This window comes from Pseudoflavonifractor gallinarum (genome assembly GCF_014982855.1).
GTDB classification, from domain to species: Bacteria; Bacillota; Clostridia; order Oscillospirales; family Oscillospiraceae; genus Pseudoflavonifractor_A; species Pseudoflavonifractor_A gallinarum.
In genome coordinates, this window is the sequence record NZ_JADCKF010000001.1 from 243,666 (window position 1) to 256,941 (window position 13,276).

Below are 13,276 nucleotides of genomic sequence, written 5' to 3' on the forward strand. Positions count from 1 at the left end.
GGGAAAATTGCGAACGATTTTTCTTTCCGTGCCGTAGGAAATACAATATAATTGCATTGGAAGTGATCTGATATAAGGAGGGGAAGGCGCAAGATGAGGGAATTGTACGTCGGGCAGCGCACTGAGGAGGGTGAGGACGGTCAAAAGTACTGCTTCGACTATTACATCTTGGTGGACCAAATGTGTGTGAGTGATGGGTTCGCCTGTGAAAGCTACGGCGTAAAGATCGCGGCTGCGGATGGAAGTGAGGGAGCACAGCTCCCCCATGTCACCGTAAGCGTTTCCCGCATTGATGAATTAATGGAACTCCTGCTGCGCAACACGGTAACTCCTTCCACCCTGCGAGATGTGGTCCTGGATTGGCTCGCATAAGCATGGATACCGGAGGCCGGATCGATGATCCGGCCTCCGGTATTTTTATGGAAACAGGGTGTGCAAAGGGAAAGAAGCAAGGTTGACAGTTGATGGGAAAACGGGGTAAAATGTCAACATATGTGTGGGCGTTGTGCCCAAAAGAGGCAAGGAGGAAACGGATGTGAAAGAGAGAGAGACCTTTGCGTCCCGGCTGGGCTTTGTGCTCATCTCAGCCGGGTGCGCCATTGGCCTGGGAAATGTGTGGCGCTTCCCCTATATTGTGGGACAGTATGGCGGCGCAGCCTTTGTGCTGATCTACCTGGCCTTCCTGGTGGTGATGGGTCTGCCCATCATGGCCATGGAGTTTGCGGTGGGGCGAGCCAGCCGGAAGAGTGTGATCGTCTCCTTCCAGCAGCTGGAGCCCAAGGGCAGCAAGTGGCACTGGTACGGCTGGTTCGGTATGGCGGGCAACTACCTGCTCATGATGTTCTATACCACCATTGCCGGCTGGCTTCTGCTGTACTTCTGCAAGATGGTGCTGGGTCGCTTTGAGGGTCTGGATACCGCCGGTGTGGCGGATGCCTATGGACAGATGGTGGCCACCCCTGGTATCCAGCTGCTCTTTATGGCCATTGTGGTGGTGCTGGGCATGCTGGTGTGCAGCCGGGGACTGCAAAATGGCGTGGAGAAGATCAACAAGGCCATGATGCTCTGCCTGCTGGCGCTCTTGGTGGTGCTGGCGGTGCGCGCCGTCACCCTTCCTGGGGCGATAGAGGGCCTGAAGTTCTATCTGGTGCCCAATTTCCACAACCTGATGTACGACGGCGAGGGGAACTTCCGCCTGTTCCGTGCCATCTATGACGCTATGGGTCAGGCCTTCTTTACCCTGAGCCTGGGCATCGGCGCCATGGCCATCTTCGGCAGCTACATCGGCAAGGAGCGCCGCCTGTTCGGCGAGGCCATCAGCGTGGGTATCCTGGATACCTGTGTGGCCTTCATCTCGGGTCTGATCATCTTCCCCTCGGCCTTTGCCTTCGGGGTGCAGCCCGACGCGGGCCCCAATCTGATCTTTGTCACCCTACCCAATGTCTTTAACGCCATGCCCGGCGGCCGGCTGTGGGGCGCCATGTTCTTTGTGTTCCTCTTCTTTGCGGCCCTCTCCACCGTGACGGCGGTCTTTGAGAACATTCTGGCCTGCTGGATGGACAAGTGGGCCATTTCCCGGCGCAAGGCGGTGCTGGCCAACCTGGTGCTCATCTTCCTGCTGAGCCTGCCCTGCCTGCTGGGCAACAACCTGTGGAGCGGCGTGAAGGTGCTGGGCATGGGAATCATGGACCTGGAGGATTTCCTGGTCAGCAACAATCTGCTGCCTCTGGGCTCGGTGGTCTATCTGCTCTTCTGCTGTGTCTCCGACAAATACGGCTGGGGCTATGAGAACTTCCTGAAGGAGGCCAACCAGGGTGAGGGCGCCCGCTTCCCCGGAAAGCTGCGCGTTTACTTTACCTTTGTCCTTCCTGTGATCGTGCTCATCATCTTCTTCATGGGCTACTGGGATAAGTTTGCCCCCAAGGGCTGATTGCCTGTATCCCCGGAAATAGGGATTGACAGAAGGTTTCGTTCGTCCTACAATAAAACACGCAAGGGAGCTCCCGCGAGGGGGCTGAGAGGAGGGGCGAGTCCCTCGACCTTACCTGATGTGGGTAATGCCAACGTAGGGACGCGGCACAGACTTCGTGCGGTTCTCCTTCGTACGGAGGAGCATAGAGAAACGCTTGAGGCGGGATGTCCCAACTGGGACATCCCGCCTTTTTTGGTCTGCCCCACAGAAATCCAAACGAAAAAAGGAGAGGCAAGCAGATGAGACGAGTTTTGACTATCGCGGGCAGTGATTCCAGCGGCGGCGCCGGGATCCAGGCCGACCTGAAGACTATGACCTGCCTGGGGGTGTATGGCATGAGCGCCATCACCGCCCTGACGGCCCAGAATACCACCGGCGTGCGGGAGGTATTGGAGGCGACCCCGGCTTTTGTGGGCGCACAGCTGGACTGCGTGTTTGAGGATATCCGGCCCGATGCGGTAAAGATCGGCATGGTCTCCAACGCCGACATCATCCGCGTCATTGCCGCCAAGCTGCGGGAATACCGGGCAGAGCGTATTGTGGTGGACCCGGTGATGGTGGCCACCAGCGGCAGCGCGCTCATGCAGGACACTGCCCTCACTGCGCTGATGGAGGAGCTCTTCCCCCTGGCGGCGGTGATCACGCCCAATCTCCCCGAGACCCAGCGGCTGTGCGGCTTTGCGGTGGAGAGCGAAGCGGACATGCTCCGTGCCGCCCGCACCATTGGAGAGCGGCTCCCCGGGGGCGTACTGGTCAAGGGCGGCCATCGGAGCGATACGGCGGACGATCTCCTCTGGTGGAAGGGCGAGGCCATCTGGTTCCGCTCCCCCCGGGTGGACAATCCCAACAACCACGGCTCGGGCTGCACCCTCTCCTCCGCCATCGCCTCCTTCTTGGCCCTGGGGGAGGAGCTGCCCGAGGCAGTGCGGAAGGGCAAGACCTATATTACCGCCGCCATGGAGGCCCAGCTGGATCTGGGCCAGGGCAGCGGCCCGCTCAAGCACAACTACGCCATTGCAGAAGGAGGAAGCGTACAATGAACGCAAGCATTGCCATTCAGGTCCTGCCCAAGGTGATGGAGCAGGAGGAGACCCGGCGGATCGTGGACGAGGTCATCGCCTATCTGGCCTCCACAGGGCTGCACTATGTGGTGGGGCCCTTCGAGACCACGCTGGAGGGCGATCTGGAGGAGCTTCTGGACATCGTCAAACAGTGCTGCCGCATCTGCGTGGAAGCCGGTGCCCCCAGCGTGATGAGCTATGTGAAGATCAGCTATAAGCCCGACGGCGTGTGGACCATCGACGACAAGACGGGCAAATATCAGAATCGTTGAGGAGGCTGCCGAAATGAAAGTGACTGCGGATACCCATACCATGACCCGTGCCAACAGCCTTTCCGTGCGCCGGATGGTACTGGCCGCCATGCTGGCGGGCCTGGGCTTTGTACTCTCCACCTTTGTCTACTTCCCCTCCATGGCGCCCTTCCAGCACTTCTGCAACATCCTGGGCGCGGTGTTCCTGGGACCCTGGTACGGCTTTGCGGCGGCCCTGCTCACGGGACTGCTGCGGATGCTCACCGGGCGGACCATCCAGGCGGTGGTGGGCGCCGTGTTCGGCGCGTTCCTCTCGGGGCTGCTCTATCAGAAGACCCAGAAGCTGTGGATGGGCTATGTGGGTGAGGTCATCGGCACCGGCTTTATCAGCGCCATGGTGGCCTATCCCCTGATGAAGCAGTTCTACGGACTGGACGCCCAGTCCCCCTTCTTCTACATCCCGGCTTACCTGCCCTCCTCCGCTGTGGGCGGCTTGATGGGCTGCGCCGTTATCCTGCTCCTCAAGCGTTCCGGTGCACTGGATCGGATGCTGGAGCAGCTCAAGCGCTGAGGTGAAGCATGGAGAGAACGGAACTTGCCTCCTGCCTGGGGGCGGTGCGGGAGCGTACCCCCTTGGTCCAGTGCATTACCAATTTTGTGACCGTCAACGACTGCGCCAATATCCTGCTGGCCGCCGGCGGCTCTCCCACCATGGCCCACGACATCCGTGAGGTGGAGGAGGCCGTAGCGGGGGTCCAGGCCCTGGTCCTGAACCTGGGCGCCATCGGGGATGTGGAGGCCATGCTCCTGGCCGGAAAGCGGGCCAACCAGCTGGGCATCCCGGTGGTGCTGGACCCGGTGGCGGCGGGGGTCACCTCCCTGCGGCGGGAGGCCTGCCGCCGCCTCCTCGCCGAGCTGCGCTTCACCGTGATCCGGGGCAATGCCTCCGAGATCCGCGCCCTGGCCCTGGGCGCAGAGGGCGGGAGCGGCGTGGATGTGTCGGCCGGCGACGCGGTCACCGAGGAGAATCTCTCCCGGGGCGTGGAGCTGTGCCGCCGTCTGGCGGAGTCTACGGGGGCGGTGACCGCCCTCTCGGGCCAGGTGGACATCCTGTCCGACGGAACACAGACCGTTCTGATCCGGGGCGGCGTGCCCACCATGAGCCGGGTGACGGGGAGCGGGTGTATGCTCACCGCCCTGCTGGGGGCTTTCTGCGGGGCCAACCCGGAGCGCCCGCTGGCGGCAGCGGCTGCCGCCGTGGCCGCCATGGATCTGGCGGGAGAGAGGGCCGAGGCCCGCCGCCTCCAAAACGGCACCGGAAACGCCACCTTCCGCACCGATCTGATCGACGCGGTGTTCAATCTGACCGAGGACGAACTGAGAGAAGGAGTACGCTATGAAATTTACCAGGGATGAGATCCGCAGCGCCATGCTGCTCTATGCCGTGACCGACCGGAGCTGGCTGGGGGAGCGCACCCTCCCCGAGATGACCGAGGAGGTGCTGCGCAGCGGCGCCACTTTCCTTCAGGTCCGGGAGAAGGGGATGGACCACGACGCCTTTTTGGCTGAGGCCGAGATCCTCAAAGAGCAGGCCGGGCGCTATCACGTGCCCTTTGTGGTCAACGACTCCATTGAAGTGGCCCTGGAGTGCGATGCCGACGGCGTCCATGTGGGCCAGAGCGACATCGTAGGCAAGGATGTGCGCGCCATGATCGGCCCGGATAAGATCCTGGGCATCTCGGCCAACACGGTGGAGACCGCCCTGGCCGCCCAGCAGGCGGGGGCCGACTACATCGGCGTGGGCGCGGTCTTCGGTACCACCACCAAGAAGGACGCCAAGAGCCTGACGGTGGAGGCGCTGCGGGCCATCTGCGACGCGGTGGACATCCCCGTGGTGGCCATCGGCGGCATCAGCGCGGACAACCTCCTCCAGCTCCAGGGGAGCGGGGTGGATGGCGTGGCCGTGGTCTCCGCCATCTTTGCCCAGCCTGATCCCGGCGCGGCCACCGCCCATCTGCGCACCCTGGCCGAGGAGCTGGTGGCGGACCATGGATAAGGGCTTTTGCATTTTCGACATGGACGGCACCCTGGTGGACTCCATGGGATACTGGCGGCGATTGGGCCGGGATTATCTGGAACAGCGGGGCGTATCTCCCACGGCGGAGCAGCTGGCCCCCATCGGCCCCATGACCATGCTGGAGTCGGCCGCCTATTTTATGGAGACCTTCCACATCCCGGGCCCACCTGCGGCCATTGTGGAGGAGATGCACGCCGTCATGGAAGACCACTACCGCCGGGACATCCCACTCAAGGGGGGCGTGAAGGCATATCTGGAGGGACTCCGGGACCGGGGGGTCCGCCTCTGTGTGGCCACCGCCACGGCTGAGCCCCTCTCCCACGCCTGCCTGGAACGGCTGGAGGTGGACGGATGCTTTGACTTCCTCCTCAGCTGCGAGACCCTGGGGGTGGGAAAGTCCCGACCGGACATCTATCTGGAGGCCGCCCGCCGTCTGGGGGCGGCGCCGGGCGAGATCGCCGTCTTTGAGGATGCGCTCTACGCCGTACGCACCGCCCGGGAGGCGGGATTTTACGTGGTGGGCGTGGCCGAGGAGGCCTACGCCGGGGACTGGCCCCAGGTGTGCGCCCTCGCCCATGAGACCATCACCGATTGGAGGAACTGCGTTCTATGACTGTGACCCAGCGTCTTTATGAGGCCGCCCGACCCATTTGGGAGGCCTGCCATGCCCATCCCTTTGTCACCGGGATCGGGGACGGCACCCTGGAGGTGGAAAAATTCCGGTACTTCCTGCTCCAGGACTATCTGTACCTCTTTGATTACGCCCGCGTCTTTGCCTGGGGCGTGGTAAAGGCCCGCAGCCCCGAGCTGATGCGCTTTTTTTCGGCCAACGTGGACGCCATCCTGGGGGGCGAGATGAAGATCCACCGGGCCTACATGGCCCGCCTGGGCATCACGGAGGAGCAGGTCTTCGCGGTGCGTCCCGCTCTGCCCAACCTCTCCTACACCAATTACATGCTCTCGGCTGCTGCCGCGGGCGGTCCGGCAGAGATCGTGGCCGCCATTCTGGCCTGCTCCTGGAGCTATGCGGAGATCGGAACACGTCTGGCCGCACGGCCCGGCGCGCTGGAGCATCCCTTCTACGGTGAGTGGGTCCAGGGTTATTCCTCGGAGGAGTATCAGGAGACCAACCGCGCCCTGGTGGAGCGGATGGACGCCCTGGCAGCAGGGTGCAGTGAGGAGGAGTACCGCCGGCTGGAGGAGATCTTTGTGGCGTGCAGCCGGTATGAGCTGGGCTTCTGGGAGATGGCATGGAAACTGGAAGCATGAGCGCGCTGGCCTTTGAGGAGGTCTCCTACCAGTACCCCAGCGAGGATTTTGACATCATCGACCGACTCTCCTTTCAGGTGGAGCCCGGTTCTTTCCACTGCATCATCGGGGCCAGCGGCTGCGGAAAGAGCACCATTTTCCGTATGACCAACGGTCTGCTTGCCCCCAAGGGTGGGACCATCCGGGTAGACGGCACGCCCATTGCCGGACGCAAGGGCTACTGCGGCTATATGCCCCAGAAGGACCTGCTCTTCCCCTGGCGGAGCGTGGGGGAGAATGTGGCCCTTCCTCTGGAGATCCAGGGCGGGTACAGCCGGAAGGAGCGGCGGGAGCGGGCGGAGGAGGCACTGGCCGATGTGGGCCTGCCCGGCTGCGGGGATAAGATGCCCCAGGAGCTCTCCGGGGGGATGCGCCAGCGGGCCGCCTTCGCCCGCACCATGCTCACGGGCAGCGATCTACTCCTTCTGGACGAGCCCTTCTCGGCTCTGGACTTCCTGACCCGCATCTCCATGCAGGAGTGGCTCCTGGACCAGTGGCGGCGGCACCACAAGACCATCCTCTTTATTACCCACGATGTGGAGGAGGCCCTCTTTCTCTCCCAGAGCGTGCTGGTGGTGGAGTCCACCCCCATCCGTGCCCTGACCGAGATCCCGGTGCCCGCCTCCGATCCCCGGGACCGGTCCTGCCTGAAGGACCCGGCCATGGTGGAGCTGAAAGAGCAGCTCATTGCGCTGCTGAGAAAGCAGGTGGCGGTATGAAACGTGCGTGCAGGACCAATCTCCCGGCCCTGATCTTTCTCTTTGCCCTGCTGTTGCTGTGGCAGGCGGGGGCCATGGGACTGGATGCGGCCTATATCCTCCCCTCTCCCGTTCAGATCCTCCAGACGCTGTGGGAGCTGCGGGGCCCCCTCTTTACGGTCCATCTGCCCGCCACCATAGGAGTGACCGCCATCGGCCTTGCCATCTCCCTGGTGCTGGGCCTGGCTCTGGCGGTGGCCATGGACGCCAGCGCCCTGGTGCGCCGGATGCTCTATCCCCTGGTGGTGATCTCCCAGACTATCCCCACCACCGCCATTGCCCCCCTCTTCGTGCTGTGGTTCGGGTATGGGATCTGGAGCAAGGTGCTGGTGACGGTGCTCATCACCTTTTTCCCCATCACCATCACGGTGTATGACGGCCTGCGCTCGGCCCAGACCGAGATGGCCGAGCTTCTCCTCACCTACGGGGCCACCCGGCGGGATATCTTTCTGCGCATCAAGGTGCCCTGTGCCCTGCCCTACTTCTTCTCCGCAGTGAAGATGGCTGTGCCCATGAGCGTCATCGGCGCGGCCATCGGCGAGTGGCTGGGAGCCAAGAGCGGGCTGGGCTATTTCTCCCGGCGGATGATGACCCAGCTCAACGGCGCGGGAGTCTTTGCCCCCATCGTGCTGCTCTCCCTGGCCGCCATGCTGGCGGTGGGGGTGGTGGCTCTGCTGGAAAAGAAGATCGTCCGCTGGCGAGGCGAATCCTGAGACACAGAAAGGAAATGGAACCATGAGACGACGCAAACTGGCCCTGGGCCTGAGCGCCCTGCTGCTGTGGAGCGGCACGGGCTGCGGGGCCCAGGGAGAGACTCCCGCCCCCTCTGCCGGCGGGGAAGAACTGGAGACCGTGGATGTAGTGCTGGACTGGTACCCCAACGCGGTCCACGCCTTCCTCTATGAGGCGGAGGAAAAGGGATATTTTGCCCAGGAGGGCCTGCAGGTGAACATCCTCTTCCCCTCCAACACCAGCGACCCTCTCACCATGACGGCGGCAGGCAAGGCCGACATCGGTTTTTACTATCAGGAAGACACCATCATCGCCAAGGCCAACGAGGACGTGCCTGTGAAGGTGCTGGGCGCGGTGGTGCAGGAGCCGGTGGCCGTGGTCTGCTCCCTGGCGGAGCAGGGGATCCACAGCGCCTCCGATCTGGTGGGTAAGACCATCGGCTACTCGGGCACCCGCTTCGGCGAGGTGGCGGTGGAGCAGATGCTCCAGAGCGTGGGGGCGTCCCTGGATGACGTGGAGATGATCGACGTGGGCTTCGATCTGATGAGCGCCATGACCACCGGCAATGTGGACGCCACCTATGGGTGCTTCCTCAACCACGAGATCCCCGCCCTGGAGGAGCAGGGCTTCCCCATGGATGTGATGAAGGTCACCGACTACGGGGTGCCAAACTACTACTCCCTGATGCTGGTCACCGGAGAGAAACAGCTGGAGGAGAAGCGGGACACCTACACCCGCTTCCTGCGGGCCTGCGAGAAGGGCTTTGCCGACATGCAGGCCGACCCGGAGGAGGCTCTCCAGCTGCTGCTGGCCAATCAGGACGAGGAGAACTTCCCCCTCACCGAGTCGGTGGAGCGCAAGAGCTTTGATGTGCTTCTGCCCCTGATGGACCGGGAGGGCGGCGCCTTCCTTTCCCAGGACGAGGCGGTCTGGCAGGAGAACATCGACTGGCTCCAGTCGGTGGGCATGATCCAGGAGGGCTTTGACCCGGCGGAGGTCATGGTGGACCTCCTGGGCGAATAGGAGCGGCCATGGACGAGCGGGAAAAGCAAACGCTTCTCCGTCTGGCCCTGACCGGGGCGGAGGAGGTCCTCCCACGGCAGCTTGCTCTCCTGGGTGAACTGTGTGCTCAGGACAGCGGCACCGGACTGGAGGCAGGAAACGAGGCGGTGCGGCAGCTTCTGCGCCCCCTGCTGGAGGAGCTGGGGGCACAGATCGAGGAGGTTCCGGCCCCCGGCCTTGGAAAGCATCTGGTGGCCCGGGTGCGGCCGGAGGGACCGGTCCAGGGGCGTGTCCTTCTGGCGGCCCATCTGGACACGGTGTTCGGACTGGGCGCGGCGGCGGAATACCCCTTCCATGTGGAGGGGGAGTGGGCCTGGGGCCTGGGCGCGGGAGACTGCAAGAGCGGGGTGCTCATCTCCCTGTTCGGCGCCCTGATCCTGCAAAAGGCGGGGCTGCTCCCGCCCTGGGAATTGACATACCTCTTTACCTGTGATGAGGAGACCGGTTCTCAATCCGGCCGGGAGCTCTACCGCCGGGAGGCGGAGGGAGCCGACTGTGCCCTGGTCTTTGAGGGGGGACGGGAGCGGGAGGGACAGCCCTGCTTTGTCACCGGCCGCCGGGGCGTGATCCTGGGCTCCATCCAGGTGGAGGGCCGGGAGGCCCACGCCGGGAAGGCCTATCTGGAGGGGCGCAGCGCGGTGCTGGAGCTGGCCCATCAGATCATCCGGCTCTATGGGTTCAACGACCTGGAGCGGGGGATCTATTTCAATGTGGCCCCCATCTCAGGCGGCCGCCCCAACGGTGTGGTGGCCGGAGAGGCCCGGGGAGAGTTCTGCTGTGCGGGCATTCCGGAGAACCGGGATTTTGCCGCCATCCAGGAAAAGCTGGATGCCATGGCGGGACAGGTCACGGTAGATGGGTGCCGGGTGAAGGTGGAGTACCGCACTCTCTTCCCCGCCATGGAGCCGGGGGAGGCCAACCACCGGGCCTGGACGCTCCTGGAGGAGCCCTGCCGCCTTCTGGGTCTCACCGCTCGGGAGATCAGCGATCCCTCCGCCACCGACGGGGCCTACCTGAGCACCTTCGGGGTGCCCACGGTGGACGCCCTCTCCGCCCTGGCCGAGGATATCCACACCACCCGGGAGCGGGTGTCCATCCCATCCATCCGCCAGCGCACCGCCCTGTGCGCGCTGACCCTGGGGCTGCTGCCCCGGCAGAAGGGGGCGCTCCGGAACCCCTGCGCGTAGAAATAGAGGGAAAACAGAATATATTCGCAAAAATGATTGACAATACAAAGAGGCATTGATATACTATTAGAGCCGCTTTGACTGGGTTTGCAAGCGGAAGCGGGGTCCCCCCTCTTCCCGCCCCTGAGAGCGAGTCCGTTATGAAGGAGTGAAATCAGAATGCAGGCAATCATTGTGACCGGCGGCAAGCAGTACAAGGTGGCGGAGGGCGATACCATTTTCGTCGAGAAGCTGCCCAACGAGGCTGGCGACGCCATCGTGTTTGATCAGGTCCTGGCTGTCATCGACGGCGAGAAGGCTACTTTCGGCACCCCCGTGGTGGCTGGCGCCAAGGTGGACGCTTCCGTGGTGAAGAACGGCAAGGGCAAGAAGATCATGGTCTTCAAGTACAAGCCCAAGAAGGGCTATCACAAGCGCCAGGGTCATCGTCAGCCCTACACCAAGGTGACCATCGGCAAGATCTCCGTGTAATCCGGATATGACTACCATATCCTTTCGCATGGAAGGCGACCGCGTGGTGGGCTTTACCGCCCAGGGCCACAGCGGCTACGCTGAAGCGGGAAGCGACATCGTCTGCGCGGCGGTGACCAGCGCCATCCGCATGACAGAGTGCGCCGTCAACGACGTACTCGGTCTGGAGGCCTCGGTCAAGGTCCGGGAGGACAGCGTTTCCCTTAGGCTCCCCGGCGGCCTGAGCCAGAGCAACGAGAGCACCTGTCAGACCCTTCTGACAGCGCTGATGCTCTACCTCACCGAGCTGCACGAGGAGTATCCGCAACACATTCTCGTGGTGGAGGAGGACTGACCTTCTCCATCGCGCATCATCGACACACATGTCTGGAGGTGTACGACAATGCTGAAAATCGGTCTTCAGTTCTTCGCCCACAAGAAGGGCGTCGGCTCCACCCGTAACGGCCGTGATTCCGAGTCCAAGCGTCTCGGCGTCAAGCGCGGCGACGGTCAGTTCGTTCTGGCTGGCAACATCCTCGTCCGTCAGCGCGGCACCCACATCCACCCCGGCGTCAATGTGGGCAAGGGCAGCGACGATACTCTGTTCGCTCTGAAGGACGGCAAGGTCAAGTTCGAGCGTCTGGGTAAGGATCGCAAGCAGGTCTCCATCGTGGAGATCGCCCAGTAACAATCGGGTATGAGAGAGCCTCGGACGGAAACCGTTCGGGGCTCTTTTTGTAAGATAGGACCGTGGGCGCACAATGTGCGCCCCTACCGAAGAGAAACCGTGTAGGGGCGGACATTGTCCGCCCACTGATAGAACAGGAGGATTTTACGATGCCTCAATTTATTGATACCGCGAAGATCACCGTCCGCTCCGGCAACGGCGGAAACGGCGCGGTGGCCTTCCACCGGGAGAAGTATGTGGCGGCCGGCGGACCCGACGGCGGCGACGGCGGCCGGGGCGGCAACATCATCCTTCAGGTGGACGGGCATATGTCCACGCTGATGGACTTCCGCTACAAGAGAAAGTACAGCGCCGGAAACGGCATGGACGGCTCCGGCAAGCGCTGCACCGGCAAGGACGGCGAGGACCTCATCATCAAGGTCCCCCGCGGCACCGTGGTCCGGGACGCTGAGACCCGGGAGATCATCTGCGATATGTCCGGGGACGAGCCCTTTGTGCTGGCCCGGGGCGGCAAGGGCGGCTGGGGCAACAAGCATTTTGCCACCCCCACCCGCCAGGTGCCCAACTTTGCCAAGGCGGGCCTGCCCGGTCAGACCCGGGACGTGATTCTGGAGCTCAAGCTCCTGGCCGATGTGGGCCTGGTGGGATTCCCCAACGTGGGCAAGTCCACCCTCCTCTCGGTGGTGTCCAAGGCCCAGCCCAAGATCGCCAACTACCACTTTACCACCCTCTTCCCCAACCTGGGCGTGGTGTATGTGGACGAGGGGGTGTCCTTCATCCTGGCCGACATCCCCGGTATCATCGAGGGCGCCAGTGAGGGCGCCGGCCTGGGCCATGATTTCCTGCGGCATGTGGACCGCTGCCGCCTGCTCATCCACGTGGTGGATGTATCGGGCAGCGAGGGCCGTGATCCGGTGGCCGACTTTGAGGCCATCCAGACCGAGCTCCAGGAGTACTCCCCCGAGCTGGCCTCCCGCCGGATGATCGTGGCGGGCAACAAGGTGGACATCGCCGCCGACCGTACCGGCCTGGAGGCCCTCAAGGCCCATGTGGAGGGGCTGGGCATGCCCTTCTTTGAGATCTCGGCGGCCGCCCACCAGGGCACCCGGGAGCTGATGTTCGCCGCAGCCAAGGAGCTGCAGGACCTGCCCCCCATTACGGTCTATGAGCCCACCTATGTGGAGCGGCCCACCCAGGTGGATACCAGCGCGCCGCTGGACATCCGCCATGAGGACGACACCTGGATCGTGGAGGGCCCCTGGCTCCAGCGCCTGATGGCCAACACCAACTTTGGGGACTTCGAATCCAGAAGCTGGTTTGACAAGATGCTCCGCCAGTCTGGCCTCTATGACCGGCTGGAGGAGATGGGGATTCAGGACGGGGATATCGTCTCCCTCTACAACCTGGAATTTGAATATCAGAAATAAAAAACGGAGCCGGGCGGCATTTGCCGCCCGGCTCCATCTATGACAGGTCCGTATCTGGGGAAAGATTACTTCATGGAGTTCTCGTAGGCCTGGATCATCTTTTTGACCATCTGGCCGCCCACGGAACCGGCCTCACGGCTGGTCAGGTCGCCATTATAGCCCTGCTTCAGGTTGACGCCGACTTCGGAAGCGGCCTCCATCTTGAACTTGTTGAGGGCCTCGCGGGCATTGGGGACAGAAGGCTGATTAGAATTGGTAGACATAACATGCATCTCCTTACGTGTTGTTTGTTTGGATTGAGAA

The 13,276-nt window shown here is 63.0% G+C and carries 18 protein-coding genes and 1 riboswitch; of the genes, 17 read left to right on the forward strand and 1 reads right to left on the reverse strand.

What is annotated here, in order from left to right:
• The first annotated feature begins 93 nt into the window (after positions 1-93).
• The 17 genes from INF37_RS01130 (at position 94) to obgE (ending at position 12,973) form a co-directional block, all read left to right on the forward strand.
• On the forward strand, positions 94-372 hold the full coding sequence (locus INF37_RS01130; RefSeq protein ID WP_101692361.1) for a DUF6514 family protein: 279 nt from the start codon (positions 94-96) through the stop codon (positions 370-372).
• A gap of 163 nt (positions 373-535) precedes the next feature.
• On the forward strand, positions 536-1,930 hold the full coding sequence (locus tag INF37_RS01135) for a sodium-dependent transporter (protein WP_101692360.1): 1,395 nt from the start codon (positions 536-538) through the stop codon (positions 1,928-1,930).
• Positions 1,931-1,983: 53 nt separating this feature from the next.
• Positions 1,984-2,090, forward strand: a riboswitch (TPP riboswitch).
• A gap of 121 nt (positions 2,091-2,211) precedes the next feature.
• Positions 2,212-3,012: a bifunctional hydroxymethylpyrimidine kinase/phosphomethylpyrimidine kinase gene (thiD, locus tag INF37_RS01140; RefSeq protein ID WP_193535882.1), complete on the forward strand. Its 801-nt coding sequence runs from the start codon at positions 2,212-2,214 to the stop codon at positions 3,010-3,012.
• Complete coding sequence (locus INF37_RS01145; protein ID WP_101692358.1) at positions 3,009-3,305, forward strand: thiamine-binding protein; 297 nt, start codon at positions 3,009-3,011, stop codon at positions 3,303-3,305. Before thiD ends, INF37_RS01145 begins: the two co-directional genes overlap by 4 nt.
• Positions 3,306-3,318: 13 nt before the next feature.
• A complete protein-coding gene (thiW, locus tag INF37_RS01150; RefSeq protein WP_186963119.1) occupies positions 3,319-3,855 on the forward strand; it encodes an energy coupling factor transporter S component ThiW in 537 nt (178 codons plus the stop codon).
• Between the two features lie 8 nt (positions 3,856-3,863).
• Positions 3,864-4,700: a hydroxyethylthiazole kinase gene (gene thiM / locus INF37_RS01155; RefSeq protein ID WP_186963118.1), complete on the forward strand. Its 837-nt coding sequence runs from the start codon at positions 3,864-3,866 to the stop codon at positions 4,698-4,700.
• Positions 4,681-5,340: a thiamine phosphate synthase gene (thiE, locus tag INF37_RS01160; protein ID WP_193535884.1), complete on the forward strand. Its 660-nt coding sequence runs from the start codon at positions 4,681-4,683 to the stop codon at positions 5,338-5,340. The genes thiM and thiE overlap by 20 nt, the downstream gene beginning before the upstream one ends.
• A complete protein-coding gene (locus INF37_RS01165) occupies positions 5,333-5,974 on the forward strand; it encodes an HAD family hydrolase (RefSeq protein ID WP_193535886.1) in 642 nt (213 codons plus the stop codon). Before thiE ends, INF37_RS01165 begins: the two co-directional genes overlap by 8 nt.
• Positions 5,971-6,630 (forward strand): thiaminase II, encoded by a 660-nt coding sequence (gene tenA / locus INF37_RS01170; RefSeq protein ID WP_186963116.1) that lies wholly within the window; start codon positions 5,971-5,973, stop codon positions 6,628-6,630. Before INF37_RS01165 ends, tenA begins: the two co-directional genes overlap by 4 nt.
• A complete protein-coding gene (locus INF37_RS01175) occupies positions 6,612-7,388 on the forward strand; it encodes an ABC transporter ATP-binding protein (RefSeq protein WP_235964112.1) in 777 nt (258 codons plus the stop codon). Before tenA ends, INF37_RS01175 begins: the two co-directional genes overlap by 19 nt.
• Complete coding sequence (locus INF37_RS01180) at positions 7,385-8,140, forward strand: ABC transporter permease (RefSeq protein WP_193535888.1); 756 nt, start codon at positions 7,385-7,387, stop codon at positions 8,138-8,140. The genes INF37_RS01175 and INF37_RS01180 overlap by 4 nt, the downstream gene beginning before the upstream one ends.
• 22 nt (positions 8,141-8,162) lie before the next feature.
• Positions 8,163-9,182 carry an ABC transporter substrate-binding protein gene (locus INF37_RS01185; RefSeq protein WP_101692350.1) on the forward strand — a complete coding sequence of 340 codons (1,020 nt, stop codon included), beginning with the start codon at positions 8,163-8,165 and terminating at the stop codon, positions 9,180-9,182.
• An 8-nt stretch (positions 9,183-9,190) separates the two neighbouring features.
• The gene (locus INF37_RS01190) at positions 9,191-10,408 is read left to right on the forward strand and encodes a M20/M25/M40 family metallo-hydrolase (protein ID WP_193535890.1); all 1,218 of its coding nucleotides are present in this window, start codon (positions 9,191-9,193) and stop codon (positions 10,406-10,408) included.
• A gap of 159 nt (positions 10,409-10,567) precedes the next feature.
• Positions 10,568-10,879 carry a 50S ribosomal protein L21 gene (gene rplU / locus INF37_RS01195; RefSeq protein ID WP_101692348.1) on the forward strand — a complete coding sequence of 104 codons (312 nt, stop codon included), beginning with the start codon at positions 10,568-10,570 and terminating at the stop codon, positions 10,877-10,879.
• A gap of 7 nt (positions 10,880-10,886) precedes the next feature.
• A complete protein-coding gene (locus INF37_RS01200; RefSeq protein ID WP_186963114.1) occupies positions 10,887-11,213 on the forward strand; it encodes a ribosomal-processing cysteine protease Prp in 327 nt (108 codons plus the stop codon).
• Between the two features lie 48 nt (positions 11,214-11,261).
• A complete protein-coding gene (gene rpmA, locus INF37_RS01205; protein ID WP_101692346.1) occupies positions 11,262-11,546 on the forward strand; it encodes a 50S ribosomal protein L27 in 285 nt (94 codons plus the stop codon).
• Positions 11,547-11,695: 149 nt separating this feature from the next.
• Positions 11,696-12,973, forward strand: a complete 1,278-nt coding sequence (gene obgE, locus INF37_RS01210; protein ID WP_193535892.1) for a GTPase ObgE — start codon at positions 11,696-11,698, stop codon at positions 12,971-12,973.
• A gap of 65 nt (positions 12,974-13,038) precedes the next feature.
• Here obgE and INF37_RS01215 read toward each other — a convergent pair whose 3' ends face one another.
• Positions 13,039-13,236 carry an alpha/beta-type small acid-soluble spore protein gene (locus tag INF37_RS01215; protein WP_101692344.1) on the reverse strand — a complete coding sequence of 66 codons (198 nt, stop codon included), beginning with the start codon at positions 13,234-13,236 and terminating at the stop codon, positions 13,039-13,041.
• Positions 13,237-13,276: the final 40 nt, after the last annotated feature.